Raw genomic sequence first — 15,908 nt, 5'->3', positions numbered from 1 at the left:
GTCTACCGCGAGGTGGCCAGTAAACTTGACTGATGCAACCTTCCCTGTGGCTCGCGCTCGCGGGCACCGGAGTCCTCATCAGCCTGACGCCCGGTGCGGGGGCCATCAACACGATGAGCAACTCGCTGAACTCCGGCTTCCGGCGTGCCATCTGGGGAATCTTGGGCCAGCAGGCTGCGCTGATCATTCAAATCCTGCTTGTGGCCTTGGGCGTGGGCGTGCTGGTGTCCGGGTCCCCGCTGCTGTTCAACGTCATCCGGTATGCAGGCGCCGCCTACCTCGTCTACCTGGGAATCCGGCAGTTTATGCACAAGCCGGACCTGGACCAGACCGTCGTCGAGTCCCTCCGGAACGAGCCCGCTGCCTCCATGTTCCGGCGCGGCTTGTGGGTGAACATGCTCAATCCGAAGGCGATCGTCTTCTTCCTGGCTTTTATGCCGCAGTTCATCCGACCTGAACAGCCCCTGGTTCCGCAGTACCTGGTGCTGGCCGTAACCATTGTGCTGATCGACGTCGTGGTGATGTGGTTCTTCTTTGCCGCGGCCGCCGCCTGGTTCCATCGTTTCACTCAAAATGCCCGCGGACAGACCATCCTGAACCGGGTTTTTGGTGTGCTGTTCGTTGCAGTTGGCGTGATGCTGGCGCTCATCCACTAAAGGATGAACGCAGTGCGGCCTTGCGGATCTTTCCGCTCGCCGTCCTCGGCAGATCGTCCACGAAGATCACTGATTTCGGGATCTTATAGCGGGCCAGCCTGCCTTCAAGGTGCTCCCTGAGCTCGTCCTCGCTGAGGTGCGTGTCCTCGCGTAGCACCACCACAGCCCTGGGCACCTCGCCCCACTTGTGATCCGGGATACCAATCACTGCCACGCTGGAAACTGCGACAAGCTCGAGGATGGCCTGTTCCACCTCCGCCGGGTAGATGTTCTCTCCGCCGGAAATGATCATGTCCTTGAGCCTGTCGGAGATGAAAAGGAATCCGTCCTCGTCCTTGTAGCCCATGTCGCCGGATCTGAACCAGCCGCCGTCGGTAAAGCATTCGGCAGCTGCCTGCGGCCTGTTCCAGTACCCGGGGATGACGTTGGGCCCTTTTATCTGGATCTCCCCCACCTCACCTGCGGGGACCACGACTCCCATGAGGTCAGCGATCCGGATGTCAGTGAAGAAATGCGGCAGGCCCGAAGAACCGGCTTTCTCCCGGGAACGGTCCGCCGGAAGGGTGGTGGTTCCGGGTGCTGTTTCGGTCATGCCGTAGCCGTTGGAAAACCGCAGGCCGCGCGCCTCATAAGCCTCTAGCATCCGCATGGGCACTGCAGACCCGCCGCAGGTGAGCTTTGCCAAAGTCAAAGGCAACCCAGCACCGATCTGCACAGACCTTCCTTGCGGGCTAGCCAAAGCGGAAACGCTGCAGCATGCTTAGCTGCATGTCCCCGTCGTCGAACCCCTACCGGATCATTGCGGTTTGCACCGGCAACATCTGCCGATCCCCCATGGCTGAACGGATGCTCGCAGACGCCTTCGCAGCAGCCGGTCTCAGCGACGTCGTTGTTGTGGATTCCGCCGGTACGACGGCCTATGAATCAGGCCGTCCGGTTGATCCCCGCGCTGCCCGGATTCTTGCAGCCCGTTCGATCGACTCAAGCGGGCATCGGGCAAGGAAATGGCAACAGGAATGGTTCGCTGAGCGCCACCTCATCCTGGCCTTGGACGTCGACCATTACGGCTGGCTCCTGGAAGCGGCGCCAGACGAGGAATCCCGCGCCCGGATCCGGATGCTGCGCTCCTTCGATCCGGTGGTGGCCGACGGCGACAATCTGGACCACGGCATTGACGATCCCTGGTACGGAGGCCAATCCGATTTCGAAGAGACCTGGCGACTTATCCAGGCCTCTGTGCCCGGAATTGTTGAGCATGTCAGGGCCCAGCTCCAGCTCCAGAAGCACCAGGACCCTCCGGAGCAGCAGGTACGCTCTATTCCATGAGCCCCGCACCTGTCATCATCGCCATCGACGGGCGGTCCGGAGCAGGCAAAACAACCATCGCCATCGAACTGGCAGCGCGTTTGCGCGCCCATCACAAGGTCTCCCTTTTCCACCTCGAGGACATCTATCCGGGCTGGAACGGGCTCGCGGCCGGAGTGGAACGCTACATCACCACCGTGCTCGCCCCCTTGCGAAGCGGACAGGCCGCCGAATGGGTGACGTGGGATTGGGAAAAGCACTACGACGGCGACGTCAGAGTCACGCTTCCCGCTGAAATTGTGATCGTCGAAGGTGTGGGAGCGGCCTCTGACCCGGCCCGGCCCCTTTTGGACGCAGTGGTCTGGGCAGAGGCCCCCGATGACGAACGCCGCGCACGCGCCTTGTCCCGTGATGGAAGCACTTATGAGCCGTACTGGGATCTCTGGGCGGCGCAGGAAGTCGAGTGGCTGGCCGCGGATGCGGTGCTGGACAACGTTGACGTGCGCGTGCTCAACCGGGCAGACGGCAACGCCCCGGGGGACGTCCTGCGGGCTCTTCAGTACCTGCCGTCCTGCTCCGGTGTGCTGTCGCCCGAGCTCTCAGCCCGCCGCGGCCTGAAGCTGCGAGCGCAACGGATAGACGCAGAGCCCGACGCCCCTGCCCTCTACGAAACGCTGTACGGAGCCTCGACCAATGCCGTGTGGCTGGACTCTTCGGACGGCCCGGATCTTGCGCGGGATACCGGTCTTTCCGCAGACGCCGCCGGGGTCTCGCCTGCGGCCGGCCTCTCGCCGGCGGCGGAGCGTCCAGTCTCCCCGGCGGCGGAGCGCAGGCGGTTCAGTATTCTGGCCGACGACGGCGGCAGCCACGGCCAGTTGGCCATGCACCACAGCGGGATCACAACGGTAGGCACAGGCTGCGCCACGGCGAGGATCGAGGGCCCCTTCTTCCGCTGGCTGGATGCGGCCTGGGGAAGCAGCATCGTTCCCGCTCCCGAGGGCTTCGGCGGTGAATTCACTCTCGGCTGGCTGGGCTATCTGGGCTATGAACTGAAGCGCGAGACCGGCGGAAGTGACGTCCCATCCCCCACACCGGATTCCGCCTTGATCTTCGCCGGACGTGCTGTGGTCCTGGACCACCGGGAGGGTTCCGTCTGGCTGTTCGCCCTTGAAGCGCCCGACGCCGCGGAATGGGTGTCAAATGCGGCGCACGCCGTCGCGCTTGCCTCGGGGGCCGCGGGGAGCGCTGCCGCAGGTGACGGTGCTGACGCAGGTGTCCACGCCGTCGAACTTTCCAAAGAACCAGGCGCAGGCGGCCCGGAATTCACTGCCCGGGACACTGAGGCGGATTACAAACATAAGATAGGGGTGGCCCAGCACGAGATTGCTGAAGGCAACTCCTACGAAATCTGCCTGACAACAGCCCTCCACGCACATGGGACCGCAGTGGATCCGTGGCGAAGTTACGTGCAGCTCCGGCAAAGGAATCCTGCCCCTTTCGGGAGTCTCCTGCGTTTCGGCAGCCTCTCAGTGGCCAGCACCTCACCGGAGCGCTTCCTCAGGATCACTTCCGCCGGCAGCATGCGGGCCGAACCCATCAAGGGCACGCGAGGCCGCTCATTAAATGCGTATCAGGACGCTGCCCTTCGTGCCGATCTGGAATCGGCCCAAAAGGACCGGGCCGAGAACATCATGATTGTGGACCTGTTGCGGAACGACCTCAGCCATTTTGCCGAGCCCGGCAGCGTGACAGTGAGCCGCCTGTGCGTGGTGGAGAGCTACGCCACGGTCCACCAACTGGTGAGCACCATAGACGCGCAACTCCTGCCAGGGGCCTCCCGGGCCGAGGCGGTTGCGGCGTGCTTTCCCGCCGGCTCCATGACGGGCGCTCCGAAAATCAGCACCATGGCCATCCTCGACCGGCTGGAAGAGGCACCGCGCGGCGTGTACTCCGGTGCCATCGGGTACTTTTCCCTCAGTGGCGCCACCGATCTCGCCGTCGCCATCCGAACGCTGGTGATCACAACCGGCGGCGACGGCCGCGCCGAGCTCAGCCTCGGCGTCGGCGGTGCCATCACGGCCGATTCCTCACCGCAGGAGGAGTACGAGGAGATCCGGACCAAGGCGTACGGTGTGCTTTCCACGCTTGGGGCCCAGTTCCCCGGCTAAGCCTCCCCGGACGCAGGCAGGCCCGGGACTACTGCAGGGTCGCCGTTAGCCGCGCCACGTTGTCCACATACTTGACCAGCATGGGCCGCTGCATCCAGTCATCGAGCAGGAGTTCATGCGAGATGTCCCGGTAGGTGTCCTCAACAGCCCGCATCCGGGTGACGATGTCCTGCCCCAGGAGCATCACAGACACTTCGAGGTTCAGTGAAAAGGACCGCATGTCCATGTTGCTGGAGCCAAGGACGGCCACTTCGTCGTCAATGGTGAAGTGCTTGGCGTGCAGCACAAACGGGGCTTTATAAAGATAGATGCGCACGCCGGCTTCCAGCAGCGCCTGGTAGTAGGACCTCTGGGCGTGGTGCACCAGGAGCTGGTCGCCCTTTTCGGAGACGAAGAGTTCGACGGCGACCCCCCGCTGCGCCGCTGTGGTCACCGCATACAGCAGTGAGTCGTCGGGGACGAAGTAAGGGCTGCAGATAGAGATCCGGTGCTGGGCGGAATAGATGAGGGTGTTGAAGAGCCGCAGGTTGTTTTCGGTGCTGAACCCCGGGCCGCTGGGCACCACCTGGGCGGTCACGGTCCCGGGTGAGAGTTCCGGCGGGTGGGCCAGCTGATCCTCCAGGGAATCGTCTGTTTCACTCAGCCAGTCCGTGGCGAACACCACGTTCAGTGTGGTGACAATCGGGCCGCGCAGGCACGTCATCAGCTCTACCCATTCGCGGCCGACTTTGCGGTGCCGGGGATTGTTGTATGACGGCTCGATCAGGTTCTGGGATCCGGTGAAAGCCACTTCGCCGTCGATCACCATGATTTTGCGGTGGTTGCGGAGATCCGGCCGCCGCCATTGTCCGTGGACCGGACGCAGCGGCAGCATGGGGCGCCACTGGATCTTGCTCTCGTTGAGCCGTCTTATGAGCTTCCGGTATCCGTTGATGCGCAAGGTGCCGAGATGGTCGAACAGGACGCGGACCTCAACACCCCGCTCCGCCGCTTCGACCAGGGCCTCGAAGAGGTCTTCGGTCACATGGTCAGTGCTCATGATGTAGAACTCGGCGTTGACGAAGACCTTGGCCTGGCGCACGGCTGCGGTCATTGCCTTGATTGAGTCCGGATAGCCTGGCAGCAGCTCCACACTGTTGCCGTCCACCATGGGCAGCGAGCCAAGTTTACGGTTGAGCTCCGCGGCTGAGCCGACCCACTCGGGGCCGGAATACCGGCTCGCGAGGGTGGCCAATTGCGATGTGCCGGCCTGGATCCGCTTGTTCACCGCTTCCTGCTGTGCCCTGCGTCGGCGCGAAAGCCTGAAATTGCCAAAAAGCAGGAAAAGCACGAGGCCCAGCACAGGCACAAAGAAGATACCCAGCAGCCAGGCCATGGCCGTCGTGGGGCGACGGTTCCCGGGGATGATTCCAACGGCCAGGACGCGGATCACCAGGTCAAGCAGGCTCAGGAACAAGATGAGCCAAGGTGGCAACGTGCCAGCCAACGGAAACGGCCACAGCAAAATGAACCCCCATAGTCCACAGCCCGCCGGACCTGTTCCAGAGCGGGCAATGTCCACAGCCTATCCCGCAGCAGCCCCCACTAAGCTGGAGGCATGACTTCTGCTGCTCCCGCCACGGTGCTGGTGTTCCTTGATCCCGAGTTCCCCAGCGGCCGGATTGCGGACGCCTCACAGCCGCAACTGATGGCTACGGACCAGGGAGCCACCCGCGGCGATGGCGTCTTCGAGTCCCTCCTCGCTGTAGCGGGACATCCCCGGAAGCTGCAGGCGCACCTGAACCGGCTGGAGAGCTCCGCCGGGCTCCTGGACCTTCACATCCCGGGCCAGGATACGTGGCGGTTGGCCATCGCGACGGCATTGACGGAGTACCGCGCGAAGCATCCTGCCGTTGAACCGGTGGAAGAGGAAGCAGTGGTGAAGCTCCTGGTAACACGTGGCGTCGAAGGCTCGTCCGGTCCCACCTGCTGGGTCCAGGTGTCACCAGTGCCCGCCACCGGCCGTCGTCAGCGTGAAACCGGCGTGGACGTTATCCTGCTGGATCGGGGCTATGACAGCGAAGCGGGTGAGCGTGCCCCATGGCTGCTCCTCGGAGCAAAGACCCTGTCCTACGCCGTCAATATGGCGGCCCTGCGGTACGCCCACAGGCAGGGCGCCGACGACGTCATCTTTACATCAGCTGACGGCCGGGTCTTGGAGGGTCCCACCTCCACCGTGCTGCTCGCCCAGATTCAAACGATCGACGACGACGGCGGCGTCAGTCGCACAGTCAAGCGGCTTGTCACGCCCCAACTGGACAGCGGGATCCTCCCGGGCACTTCCCAGGGCGCGCTTTTCACGGCCGCCAAGACTGCGGGCTGGGAGCTGGGCTATGGCCCGCTGGAACCGCAGGACCTGCTGGATGCCGACGCCGTCTGGCTGATTTCCAGCATCCGCCTCCTGGCGCCGGTCAACCACATTGACGGCAAGGAAATCGGGACCCCGGCGCTCCGCAAACAACTCACGGCGGAACTCAGCGAGCTTTTCGCGGGGACTGAATAGGGCCTGTCCAAGGCAAGGTCCGGCGACGGAGAAGTGTCGTCAGGAAGGACCTTGTGGCGGCTCGTCCTGCTCCTTGGAGTCCTCGGAGACCGGCTCTTGATGGGTCTTCGCTGGGGGCTCGCGGCGTACTTCCGCTAAGGCCTGGGGTCCAGTCCGTATGTCCGGAATCGGGCCCGGCCGGTCCGGAAAAAAATCAATGACACGGGCCAGTTCATCGTGAAGGGACCGGCGGCGCGAAATGCCAGGAGGAAGGGCGTCCCGTTCGGCCTGCCGCGCGGCGTCCAGCGCCCTGCGTCCGGCTTCGGTAATGGCTACATCTATGCTGCGGCGGTCCACGGGGCTGCGGGAGCGTGTCACCAGGCCGCTCGCTTCAAGCCGCGCCAGCACTTTGCCCAGGCTTTGGCTCTGCACTTTGATTTGAGCTGCCAGCCTTTCCTGATTCAGTGGGCCGCCGTCGAGGCACTGGAGAGCTATGACTGCCGCGTGGGTAAGCCCTAAGGCTGCCAGCGCACGGTCCTGCCGTCGTTCGACGAGCCGTGCCGCCATAGACAGCAGCTGATGCGTGCTCCAGGTATTGGCGTCCTGATTCCGAATCATCCGTCCAGCCCTCCTCCTGGTTGCGATTCTTGCTGCCATGGGCAGAACCCTCAGCGCATACCATCCAACGCTCTACCATAAGCATGCTTACTATCCCTATGGCAAGTATGCTTATCAACTCTTTGCAGCCGACCCCGGTCAACCCCTTGCGTCTACGCCGAAATTTCCTGGGATCCAAAATGGCAGTGGTGGACATGTCCACCCGTTACGGAACATGACGACGACGGCGGTGCAGGCCGCCGTCGTAAGTGTTACTTTTTTGAGGAGTAATGAGAACCGGCGCCAAGCCCTGACTTGCCGGTCGGCAACCCTCCTCCCACGGCGGGGTGCCTCAGGTGAATACTCGGCATTCGACCCCATCGAGCTGCAAGCGTGAGAGAAGGAGACCCTCGTGTCTGACGCACCTGCCCAAACCATTCCGGCCCCCAGCGCCCAAGCTGCCGCTTCGGAAGAAAAACTGACCTACCGGCTGATTACCGGCCCGGATGACCGCAGCTTCTGCGAGCGGATCTCCACTGCCCTGGGCGAGGGCTACGTGCTGCACGGAAGCCCGGCCGCCACCTACAACGGCATCAACGTCATCGTGGCGCAAGCACTCGTGCTCCCCACGGCCATAGCCAGCGCCGATGCCGCAGTTGCCACCGCTGTTGACCGTCTTGAAGCCGACGAAACCGCTGACGACGACGCCCAAGACGCATTTGAGGGGCACGCATGAGCTACGCAGGAGACCTCACACCTGAAGACGCCTGGGCCAAACTCGAAGCCGGTGCCATCCTTGTGGACGTCCGCACCGAGGGCGAATGGGCCCACATCGGCATCCCCGAGACCAAAGCGACGGAGAACGATCCTCTGTTCATTTCCTGGTCCTTCCCCGGCGGAGTGCCGAACCCGGATTTCATCGACCAACTCAAGCAGCAGGCCCCGGAAGATGCCGGCGTCGAGCTCGTTTTCCTTTGTCGCTCCGGCCAGCGCTCCATCTCGGCAGCCATCGCCGCCACGCAAGCGGGCTACACCTCGTACAACATCCTGGAAGGGTTCGAAGGCGAGCCCGACCGCTACGGCGAGCGCACCGTCAACGGCTGGAAGAACCGCGGCCTTCCCACCAACCTTGGAAAGAACTAAGTGACCTTCAACCCTGACGCCGCTGGCTGGAGCCCTGACACCCAGGCTGTTCGCGGCGGGCTCGACCGTACCAACTTCCAGGAGACTGCTGAGCCGGTTTTCCTCAATTCCGGCTTCGTCTACGAGTCTGCGGCTGCAGCCGAGCGCGCCTTCACTGGTGAGGACGAACGCTTCGTCTACTCGCGCTACGGCAATCCGTCCGTGGCAACCTTCCAGGAACGCCTGCGGCTGTTGGAAGGAACCGAAGCATGCTTTGCGACGGCGTCCGGCATGTCCGCAGTCTTCACAGCGCTCGGCGCGCTCCTGGCTGCAGGTGACAGGGTGGTGGCGGCCCGCTCGCTGTTTGGTTCCTGCTTTGTGATCCTCAACGAGATCCTGCCGCGCTGGGGCGTAGAGACTGTCTTCGTCGACGGCCCGGACCTGGAGCAGTGGCGTGAGGCATTGTCCGTGCCCACCACCGCCGTTTTCTTTGAATCACCCTCCAATCCCATGCAGGAAATTGTGGACATCGCGGCCGTCAGCGAACTGGCGCACGCCGCGGGCGCAACCGTCGTCGTCGACAACGTATTTGCCACTCCCCTGCTGCAGCGCTGTGGAGACCTCGGCGCGGATGTCATAGTTTACTCCGGCACCAAGCACATTGACGGCCAGGGCAGGGTACTGGGCGGCGCCATCATGGGAACCAAGGAATTCATCGACGGCCCCGTGAAGCAGCTCATGCGGCACACCGGCCCTTCGCTGTCCTCCTTCAACGCCTGGGTGCTGACCAAGGGCCTTGAAACCATGGCGCTGCGCGTCAACCACTCCTCCGCCTCAGCGCTTCGCCTCGCCGAATGGCTGGAGCAGCAGCCGGGCGTCAGCTGGGTCAAGTACCCGCTGCTGAAGTCGCACGCACAGTACGAGCTCGCGGCCAAGCAGATGAAGGCCGGCGGAACGGTGCTGACCCTGGAGCTGAACCCCTCGGCGGGGCGCACCGCCAAGGACGCGGCGTTTGCCCTCCTTGACGCCCTGGGAATCATCGACATCTCCAACAACCTCGGCGATTCCAAATCCCTCATCACGCACCCTGCCACCACAACCCACCGCGCGATGGGACCGGAAGGCCGGGCTGCCATCGGATTGACGGACGGCGTGGTGCGGCTTTCTGTGGGGCTGGAAGATGCAGACGACCTCATCGGCGACCTGGAGCAGGCACTCAAGCAGGTCTGAGGCCATAGCTATGGTGGCGGTACCGGCCGCCGCTTGTGTTGGTTTGTTTCCCGGCTTCAAAACCTGCCGCCCTCCCCACGCAGGTGCTGCAGTTCCTGGCCGTCAGCACGAAGGGCATTCGGTGTTCAGCGATACTCAGATCGTTCGATAAAGGGAGAACCAATGCAGACCGGACAAAACATTGCAGCCGAAGAGCAACGCACCTCGGCCACAGCCTCACAGGAGCCAGCAGCCAGCAGCGCACCACTGGCGCCCGCAGCTGCCCGCCCCCTCGCAGTCGTCAGGATCGTGCTTGGAAGTGTTTTTCTTTGGGCATTCCTGGACAAGGCTTTCGGGCTCGGCTTTGCCACTTCGTCCGGGAAGGCCTGGATCGCCGGTGGCTCGCCCACTGCGGGCTACCTCGGCAGCTTAAAGGGTTCGTTCTCCGGAATATTCCAGGCCCTGGCCGGTTCGCCTGTCGTGGATTGGCTCTTTATGCTCGGACTCCTGGGCCCGGGAACCGCACTGGTTCTGGGGATAGCACTCCGCACCGCGGCGGCCGGCGGGACCCTTCTTCTTGGCCTGATGTGGCTGTCATCCCTGCCGCTCCAGAACAATCCCCTCATTGACGAACACGTTGTGTACGCCGCGGTCATCATAGCCCTGGCCGCAGCGCGCGCCGGGGACACCTGGGGCCTGGGCCAGCAGTGGTCCGCCCTCATCAAGAACCCGTCGCTACGCTGGCTGCGTTGACAGCTTCGCCCGCTGCAAAGAGAACCAGCAACAGATGCAGGCTCCTGACTTCAGGGCCTGCATCTGTTCTGCCCCACTACGCTCGTTTCATGAAACCGCATCGGATTGTGGGGGAATGAGCTGGGAATGTATAACAGCTGCGCTCAGCGTGGCGTAAGCGACTCTGGCTCTGGGACCCGTTCTGGGTGATGGGGGTTGAGACGTTGTCGTCGAGACCTCCCTGGCATTGGCCTTTTCCGGGCTTGCCGGAATGCCGTCACGATCTGTCATCCCGCCCGTTAACAGCTGTAGGAAGCAAAAAATCCTGAAGCAGCGACGTTGAACGTGATGTTGCTACTTTGTTGCGCCGCGCAAAATGTAGTAACAGCTAGCCGGTTCATTTACTAAACATGGATTCCAAGCAGAATTGTTTGCGGGCTTTGATAAACATTTCAAAATTAAAGGTACGAAGGGCGGCGTGTCTTTACTTTTGGTTGATAGAAGACGATAGGCCTCCGATTAGTTGACGACCTCGTGAGGGTTTACCAAGCGTGAAACCGATGAGCGATGCGCCAGCTTCCGCGTCATCTAGGGGTACTGATGCCGGATCGTTGATCCATGTCCGGACATGTGAGCGTTTAAACCGGTCATCCGTATTAGTTTCTATTGGCAAGCATGCTGACCTTTATTGACGGCCTTGTAATGTACTTATCCAGTAATTGACAAGCCGACAGTTGCATCTAATATTTAGCTTGGGGGGAAGCAAATTACAGAGCCATCAGCTGTAAATGACGCGACCCAAAGCTACATTGGGGTCGAATCTGTGCCCTGATCCAACCGTCAGGTGGTACTCAGTTGAACTATTTACGTCAGAGCCCAAGTCTCGGGAAAGGTCCAAGGAACCTCTGGGAGGGTGTTGGTTCCCGGACTCCCCTTAGGAGCATCGACGGGAGCATGGCGCGAAAGACTCTGTCTTTCACTGTCGCGTTCGCACTGCTGGCAGCACTTATCATGGGAACTCTTCCCGCAGCCTGGGCAGCCCCTGGCTCCATTCACGAGATCACTGCTAACTGGGCCGGCGATCCGGCTCCTACCGACGCCCCCTTCGCGTCCACCCGCGTCGCCGAATTTCATGTCAACACCAACGACGCCGATGCACCTCAACTCAACGAGCCCGTAGACAACGTCCGGGCCACCCTGACGGCCGGCAACGGAGTCTTCACAAGCATGCCCGCCGTATGCAAGAAGACCGATGTCGATCCTGTTTCCTCGATCTCCGCTGACGGCACAACCCTCGTCTGCAACATAGGGACCATCGTTGAGGGAACGTCCACCGTCATCCAGGCGCCCATCCGGGTTTCCGGAGAAAACGGCGGCAATCTGACCGCATCCGGCACCGCGACTTCGGATGAGGCAATTGCTCCGGCAGGACCGGCAAGCCCGGCACCGCTGCCGATCACCTACTCCCACGGGATGGACCTCTCCCTCGTCTCAGCGCCCGGCCAAGGGTACCAGGGAGGCATTCAGGAAAGCCGCTCCGGAGGCAACCGCACGTTCATCAAGATGAACTACTCGCTGATCCTTGACGCCGGGAGCCGTCCCGGCCCCGCCTCCTACACTTTCCCCGTCAACGTCACGGGCTCGGTTGCCGGTGCCATGACGGGCTTCCAGTTTGAAAACTGCGTCCCCGTCGGTGCTCGCTCAAGGTCAACGGGCCAACCCTACTCGGACCCCGCACAGACCGACAGAACCAACTTCCCCACCTGCGCAGTCACCGGTTCGGGTGCCAACTACTCCGTCACTGTCTCAGACCTGACCTACACCCTGGTCAACACCCCGGTCAATGACAGCATGGGATCGCCGTTGCCGGGAAGCGGCGCTTACATCGCTTCGGGCACGATCGAATTCAGTATCCCTACGCCTGTCACTGTGCTCACCACCTACACGTTCAGCGCGGCCGGTTCCCCTGCCTTTACGTTCACTGACGGGGTGACCTCCCCCGACCCCCAGACCAACAACGTCTCCTCCGCCACCCTCCCGCCACCGGGCGGCTTCAGCAACCACTGGATCGGAACACCTACCTATTCCCGCACCCCCTGGGACGCGAACCTTTGGGTCAGCCCCGGCACCAGCCAGGACATGCCCCTGCCGATCCCCGGCATGGACACGTATGACGAATTGGTGGCAGCATCCAACGCTGGCGAGGACGTCGACTTGCGGATGTATATGCAGGCCAACAGCACCGTTTGGGAGTCCTATACGGGCCCCGGCGGTGCTCAGATGGCCGGCATTTGCACGATGAACCAGAACCCGGCCTTCATTCCGACCCATGTGGACGGCGGAGGCTGGGACGGTCTTATCGGTGGTGTTAACTCGTACATCAACTACCCGACGGCGCGGTACTTCTACACCACCGCTGCCATTAACCCCAAGACCGAAACCTGCGGCCAGACTGCACCGAGTGGCATGTGGACCGAGATTTCCCCGGCTGCGGGCACCTCACTGACTGACCCTCGGGTCACGACCGATAGCCTGATGACTCTTCCAGCGGGCGTGACCGGTGTGAAGATGACCTGGGACCCGGCTGTGGACCGTTCACCGCACACATTCCTCCGTGCCTTTGGTTACATTTCCCCTGACGCGCCCACCAGCGGTGAAGGCTGGACTGTCGGAGCGTTCAACCACCCGACGCCGGGCGCTTACCCGGAGTATCCGTCTCTGAACGGCTGGCACAACGTCAGCAGCGCCCCCGGTGGTATTGATCTGCCGGGCAGCACTTTCGGGCCGAACATGAATGGCTCCGGGGATGCTTTCCGGCTCCAGGGCCCGCAGGGTGTGATCACGAAGGCGACCACGGAGACAACGGCCCAGCCTGGTGTGCCGATCCCGTACACGATCACGGCCAGGGCGGATAACCTCGTCACCAGCCCCCCGCCTGTCTCGTTCCCGGTAGTGGACACCCTTCCCGAGGGCATGGTGTACGTCCAAGGCTCGGCAAGCCCTGCGCCGTCATCGGTTTCCCTTGACGGGCGGACCATTACCTGGGACTTCACCAATGTCCCTGCCAACGTGGACCAGACCATCAGCTACCAGGCCCAGGTCCCGGAGGACGGAACCCCGGTTCCGGGCAGCAAACTGACAAACACAGCCGTGATCAGCGTTCCAGGTGACCAGCGCCCGGTCGGTGCCCGGTCAGCGTCGGCGACGGTGACGGTCCCGAACTCCTCGGCCACCACACTGGGGAAGTCCGCGGCCGATAACGTGCTCTCCTTCTACGGGGATACCTCCTCGTGGGAACTGATCGTCAATTCCCAGGACCCTGTCGTGAACCCGTTCACGGACACCATCGACATCCTGCCCGTGGCCGGCGACGCCGGCGGGACGAACATCGACGGAACCTACACCATCACCGGAGTGGACGCCCCGGCCGGTTCCACCGTCTACTACACGACGTGGCCTTCCGGTGACCTGAGCAATGACCCCAGGGATGGTTCCAACGGCGACGCCCCCGGCTCCGTCACGGGCAACTCCGTGAACTGGTCCACCACCGCTGTTCCGAACCCCACCGCGGTCAGGATTATCGGCCCGGCCCTGGAACCCGGTGCGTCCCAGCGGATCTCGATTAATTTCGCCACCCCGGCAGGGACGGATTGTGTTGCCCCGGCCGCCGGGGACAACAAGCCCGGCCAGGTCCTGGTCAACACAGCCAACTCCATCGCCGGGCACACCATGCTGCCGATGCTCTCCTCAGCAACAGCCGTTATCGGTGACTGCTACGCCATGGACCTGAAAAAGTACGTCCTCGTCAAGGGCGGGGACCCGGCCAACGACGCGGACTGGAGGGACGCGAACGCCACCGCTGACTACCCGCAGTACCTGGTCGGAGATACTGTTCCGTTCCGGATCATTGCCACCAACAAGGGCAGCGGTGAGCTCACCAACGTCCTTGTCTCCGATTCACTGATCCCGGACTGCGGCACCACCATTCCCAGCATCGCCGTAGGCGCCTCAGCCACAGTGAACTGCGCTATGACAGCAGCAGTCGGTACCACCATCAACACCGCTACAGCCTCGGTCACCCCACCGGACGGGCCACCCCTGGAGCCGACAGACCCCGCAGGTTTCCTCGTCCCGGAACCCTACACCGTGGTGAAGACCGCTGATCCCTCATCCGGTACGAACGTCAAACCAGGCGACGTGATCCGTTACACGGTCACCATCACCGAACCGGCAACCAGCGCCGCACCCTATCCGAACCCGTCAATTTCAGACAGCCTGGCCGGGGTTCTGGATGACGCCGACTACAACGGCGACGTCACCGTGGTCGAACCGGACAGCGGTACCGCCACTGTCACCGGCGACACCCTCTCCTGGTCAGCCGGACAGATCATGCCCGGACAGACCATCACCCTGACGTACTCAGTCACGGTGACAGGACCGCTGGACGGCGGCGACGGCGAACTACTCAACGTTGTCACCCCCGGCACCGGAGGCGAATGTGTCCCGGCCGAAGGCCAGACCACCGCATGCACCACCACACACCTCAAGGGCGGCTTCACGGTCTCCAAGACTTCGGATCCGGCCAACGGCTCCTCCGTCGCCGAGGGCAACAAGATCACCTACACCGTCCAGGTCCGTCAGGCCGGGCCGGCAACCGTACCTGGTGCTCTCGCCACCGATAACCTGTCCAAGGTCCTGGACGACGCCGCCTACAACAACGACGCCACGGCCTCGGCCGGGAACGTCACGGTGGACCAGGCCAGCAACAAACTGACCTGGACCGGGGACCTGGCGGTCGGGGACGTAGTCACCATCACGTACTCCGTCACCACCGGCACTTTCGGCGCCGGCGACGGAACCCTGACAAACGTGGTTACCCCCGGACCCGGAGGAGAATGCGTTCCGGCCGAGGATGAGAACCCGGACTGCACCACCACCCACCTCCAGGGCGGCTACACCGTCTCCAAGACCTCGGACCCCGATAACGGTTCCAACGTGGTCGAGGGGAACAAGGTCACCTACACCGTCCAGGTCCGCCAAACCGGGCCCGGATCAGTGACCGCAGCCGTCGCCACCGATGACCTGGCCAAGGTCCTGGACGACGCCGCCTACAACAACGACGCCACAGCCTCGGCCGGGAGCGTCAACGTGGACCGGTCCAGTGACAAACTGACCTGGAACGGGAACCTCTCCGTTGGGGACGTAGTCACCATCACCTACTCCGTCACCACCGGCGCAGTAGGATCCGGGGACGGCACACTCACCAACATTGTCACCCCCGGCATCGGAGGCGTGTGTGTACCGGCCCAGGACCAGAACCCGGACTGCACCACCACCCACAAAGTGACCACGCAGGCCGCCGCCCTGGCCAACACCGGAACAAACATCCTCACCGGACTCGGAGCAGCCCTGGTGCTCCTGATCGCCGGCTTGGTTATGGTCAGCGTCCGCCGGCGCCGTGCAGGGCAAACAATTGCCACACAAACCACGGAAGGGGCACTCCCCTAACCTAAAGCTTCGGTCACCGCCATTTCCCCCTGAGGTGGCGGTGACCGAAAGCGGCACTGGTGAAACCCAGCCGTAAAAAACAAGTGCAGG

General features: G+C 62.9%; 11 protein-coding genes, 1 pseudogene and 1 riboswitch. Of the genes and pseudogenes, 9 read left to right on the top strand and 3 right to left on the bottom strand.

The window, feature by feature from the left end:
- Positions 1 to 32: 32 nt before the first annotated feature.
- Positions 33 to 656: a LysE family transporter gene (locus M1E05_RS02560; protein WP_458112331.1), complete on the top strand. Its 624-nt coding sequence runs from the start codon at positions 33 to 35 to the stop codon at positions 654 to 656.
- Here M1E05_RS02560 and M1E05_RS02555 read toward each other — a convergent pair.
- Positions 646 to 1,344 (bottom strand): annotated as a pseudogene (locus M1E05_RS02555) (AMP-binding enzyme); the annotation flags it as partial. The gene M1E05_RS02560 and the pseudogene M1E05_RS02555 sit on opposite strands and share 11 nt — an antisense overlap.
- A gap of 80 nt (positions 1,345 to 1,424) precedes the next feature.
- On the opposite strand from M1E05_RS02555, the gene M1E05_RS02550 reads away from it, so the two are divergent.
- Both M1E05_RS02550 and M1E05_RS02545 read left to right on the top strand, forming a co-directional pair.
- Positions 1,425 to 1,982, top strand: coding sequence for a low molecular weight protein-tyrosine-phosphatase (locus tag M1E05_RS02550; protein ID WP_458112332.1), 558 nt, complete (start codon positions 1,425 to 1,427; stop codon positions 1,980 to 1,982).
- Complete coding sequence (locus M1E05_RS02545) at positions 1,979 to 4,129, top strand: chorismate-binding protein (protein ID WP_461164340.1); 2,151 nt, start codon at positions 1,979 to 1,981, stop codon at positions 4,127 to 4,129. The genes M1E05_RS02550 and M1E05_RS02545 overlap by 4 nt, the downstream gene beginning before the upstream one ends.
- A gap of 28 nt (positions 4,130 to 4,157) precedes the next feature.
- On the opposite strand, the gene cls is transcribed toward M1E05_RS02545, so the two are convergent.
- A complete protein-coding gene (gene cls / locus M1E05_RS02540; protein WP_461165178.1) occupies positions 4,158 to 5,633 on the bottom strand; it encodes a cardiolipin synthase in 1,476 nt (491 codons plus the stop codon).
- A gap of 93 nt (positions 5,634 to 5,726) precedes the next feature.
- Here cls and M1E05_RS02535 point away from each other — a divergent pair, with 93 nt between their 5' ends.
- On the top strand, positions 5,727 to 6,671 hold the full coding sequence (locus tag M1E05_RS02535) for an aminodeoxychorismate lyase (RefSeq protein WP_458112334.1): 945 nt from the start codon (positions 5,727 to 5,729) through the stop codon (positions 6,669 to 6,671).
- A 39-nt stretch (positions 6,672 to 6,710) separates the two neighbouring features.
- On the opposite strand, the gene M1E05_RS02530 is transcribed toward M1E05_RS02535, so the two are convergent.
- Complete coding sequence (locus tag M1E05_RS02530) at positions 6,711 to 7,268, bottom strand: MarR family winged helix-turn-helix transcriptional regulator (RefSeq protein ID WP_461164339.1); 558 nt, start codon at positions 7,266 to 7,268, stop codon at positions 6,711 to 6,713.
- 265 nt (positions 7,269 to 7,533) lie between these two features.
- A riboswitch (SAM riboswitch) is annotated at positions 7,534 to 7,647 on the top strand.
- A 12-nt stretch (positions 7,648 to 7,659) separates the two neighbouring features.
- On the opposite strand from M1E05_RS02530, the gene M1E05_RS02525 reads away from it, so the two are divergent.
- From M1E05_RS02525 to M1E05_RS02505, 5 genes are all read left to right on the top strand, one after another.
- Positions 7,660 to 7,983: a DUF1737 domain-containing protein gene (locus M1E05_RS02525; RefSeq protein ID WP_458112336.1), complete on the top strand. Its 324-nt coding sequence runs from the start codon at positions 7,660 to 7,662 to the stop codon at positions 7,981 to 7,983.
- Positions 7,980 to 8,390 (top strand): rhodanese-like domain-containing protein, encoded by a 411-nt coding sequence (locus tag M1E05_RS02520; RefSeq protein ID WP_461164338.1) that lies wholly within the window; start codon positions 7,980 to 7,982, stop codon positions 8,388 to 8,390. The genes M1E05_RS02525 and M1E05_RS02520 overlap by 4 nt, the downstream gene beginning before the upstream one ends.
- Positions 8,391 to 9,599, top strand: a complete 1,209-nt coding sequence (locus tag M1E05_RS02515) for an O-succinylhomoserine sulfhydrylase (protein ID WP_461164337.1) — start codon at positions 8,391 to 8,393, stop codon at positions 9,597 to 9,599.
- 162 nt (positions 9,600 to 9,761) lie between these two features.
- Positions 9,762 to 10,331 carry a hypothetical protein gene (locus M1E05_RS02510; protein WP_461164336.1) on the top strand — a complete coding sequence of 190 codons (570 nt, stop codon included), beginning with the start codon at positions 9,762 to 9,764 and terminating at the stop codon, positions 10,329 to 10,331.
- A gap of 933 nt (positions 10,332 to 11,264) precedes the next feature.
- Complete coding sequence (locus M1E05_RS02505; RefSeq protein ID WP_461164335.1) at positions 11,265 to 15,818, top strand: DUF7927 domain-containing protein; 4,554 nt, start codon at positions 11,265 to 11,267, stop codon at positions 15,816 to 15,818.
- The last annotated feature ends 90 nt before the right edge of the window (positions 15,819 to 15,908 follow it).

Source organism: Arthrobacter sp. R4-81 (genome assembly GCF_054792365.1).
The sequence above is the reverse complement of the archived record's forward strand: the minus strand, read 5'-3'. Positions and strand labels throughout refer to the sequence as shown.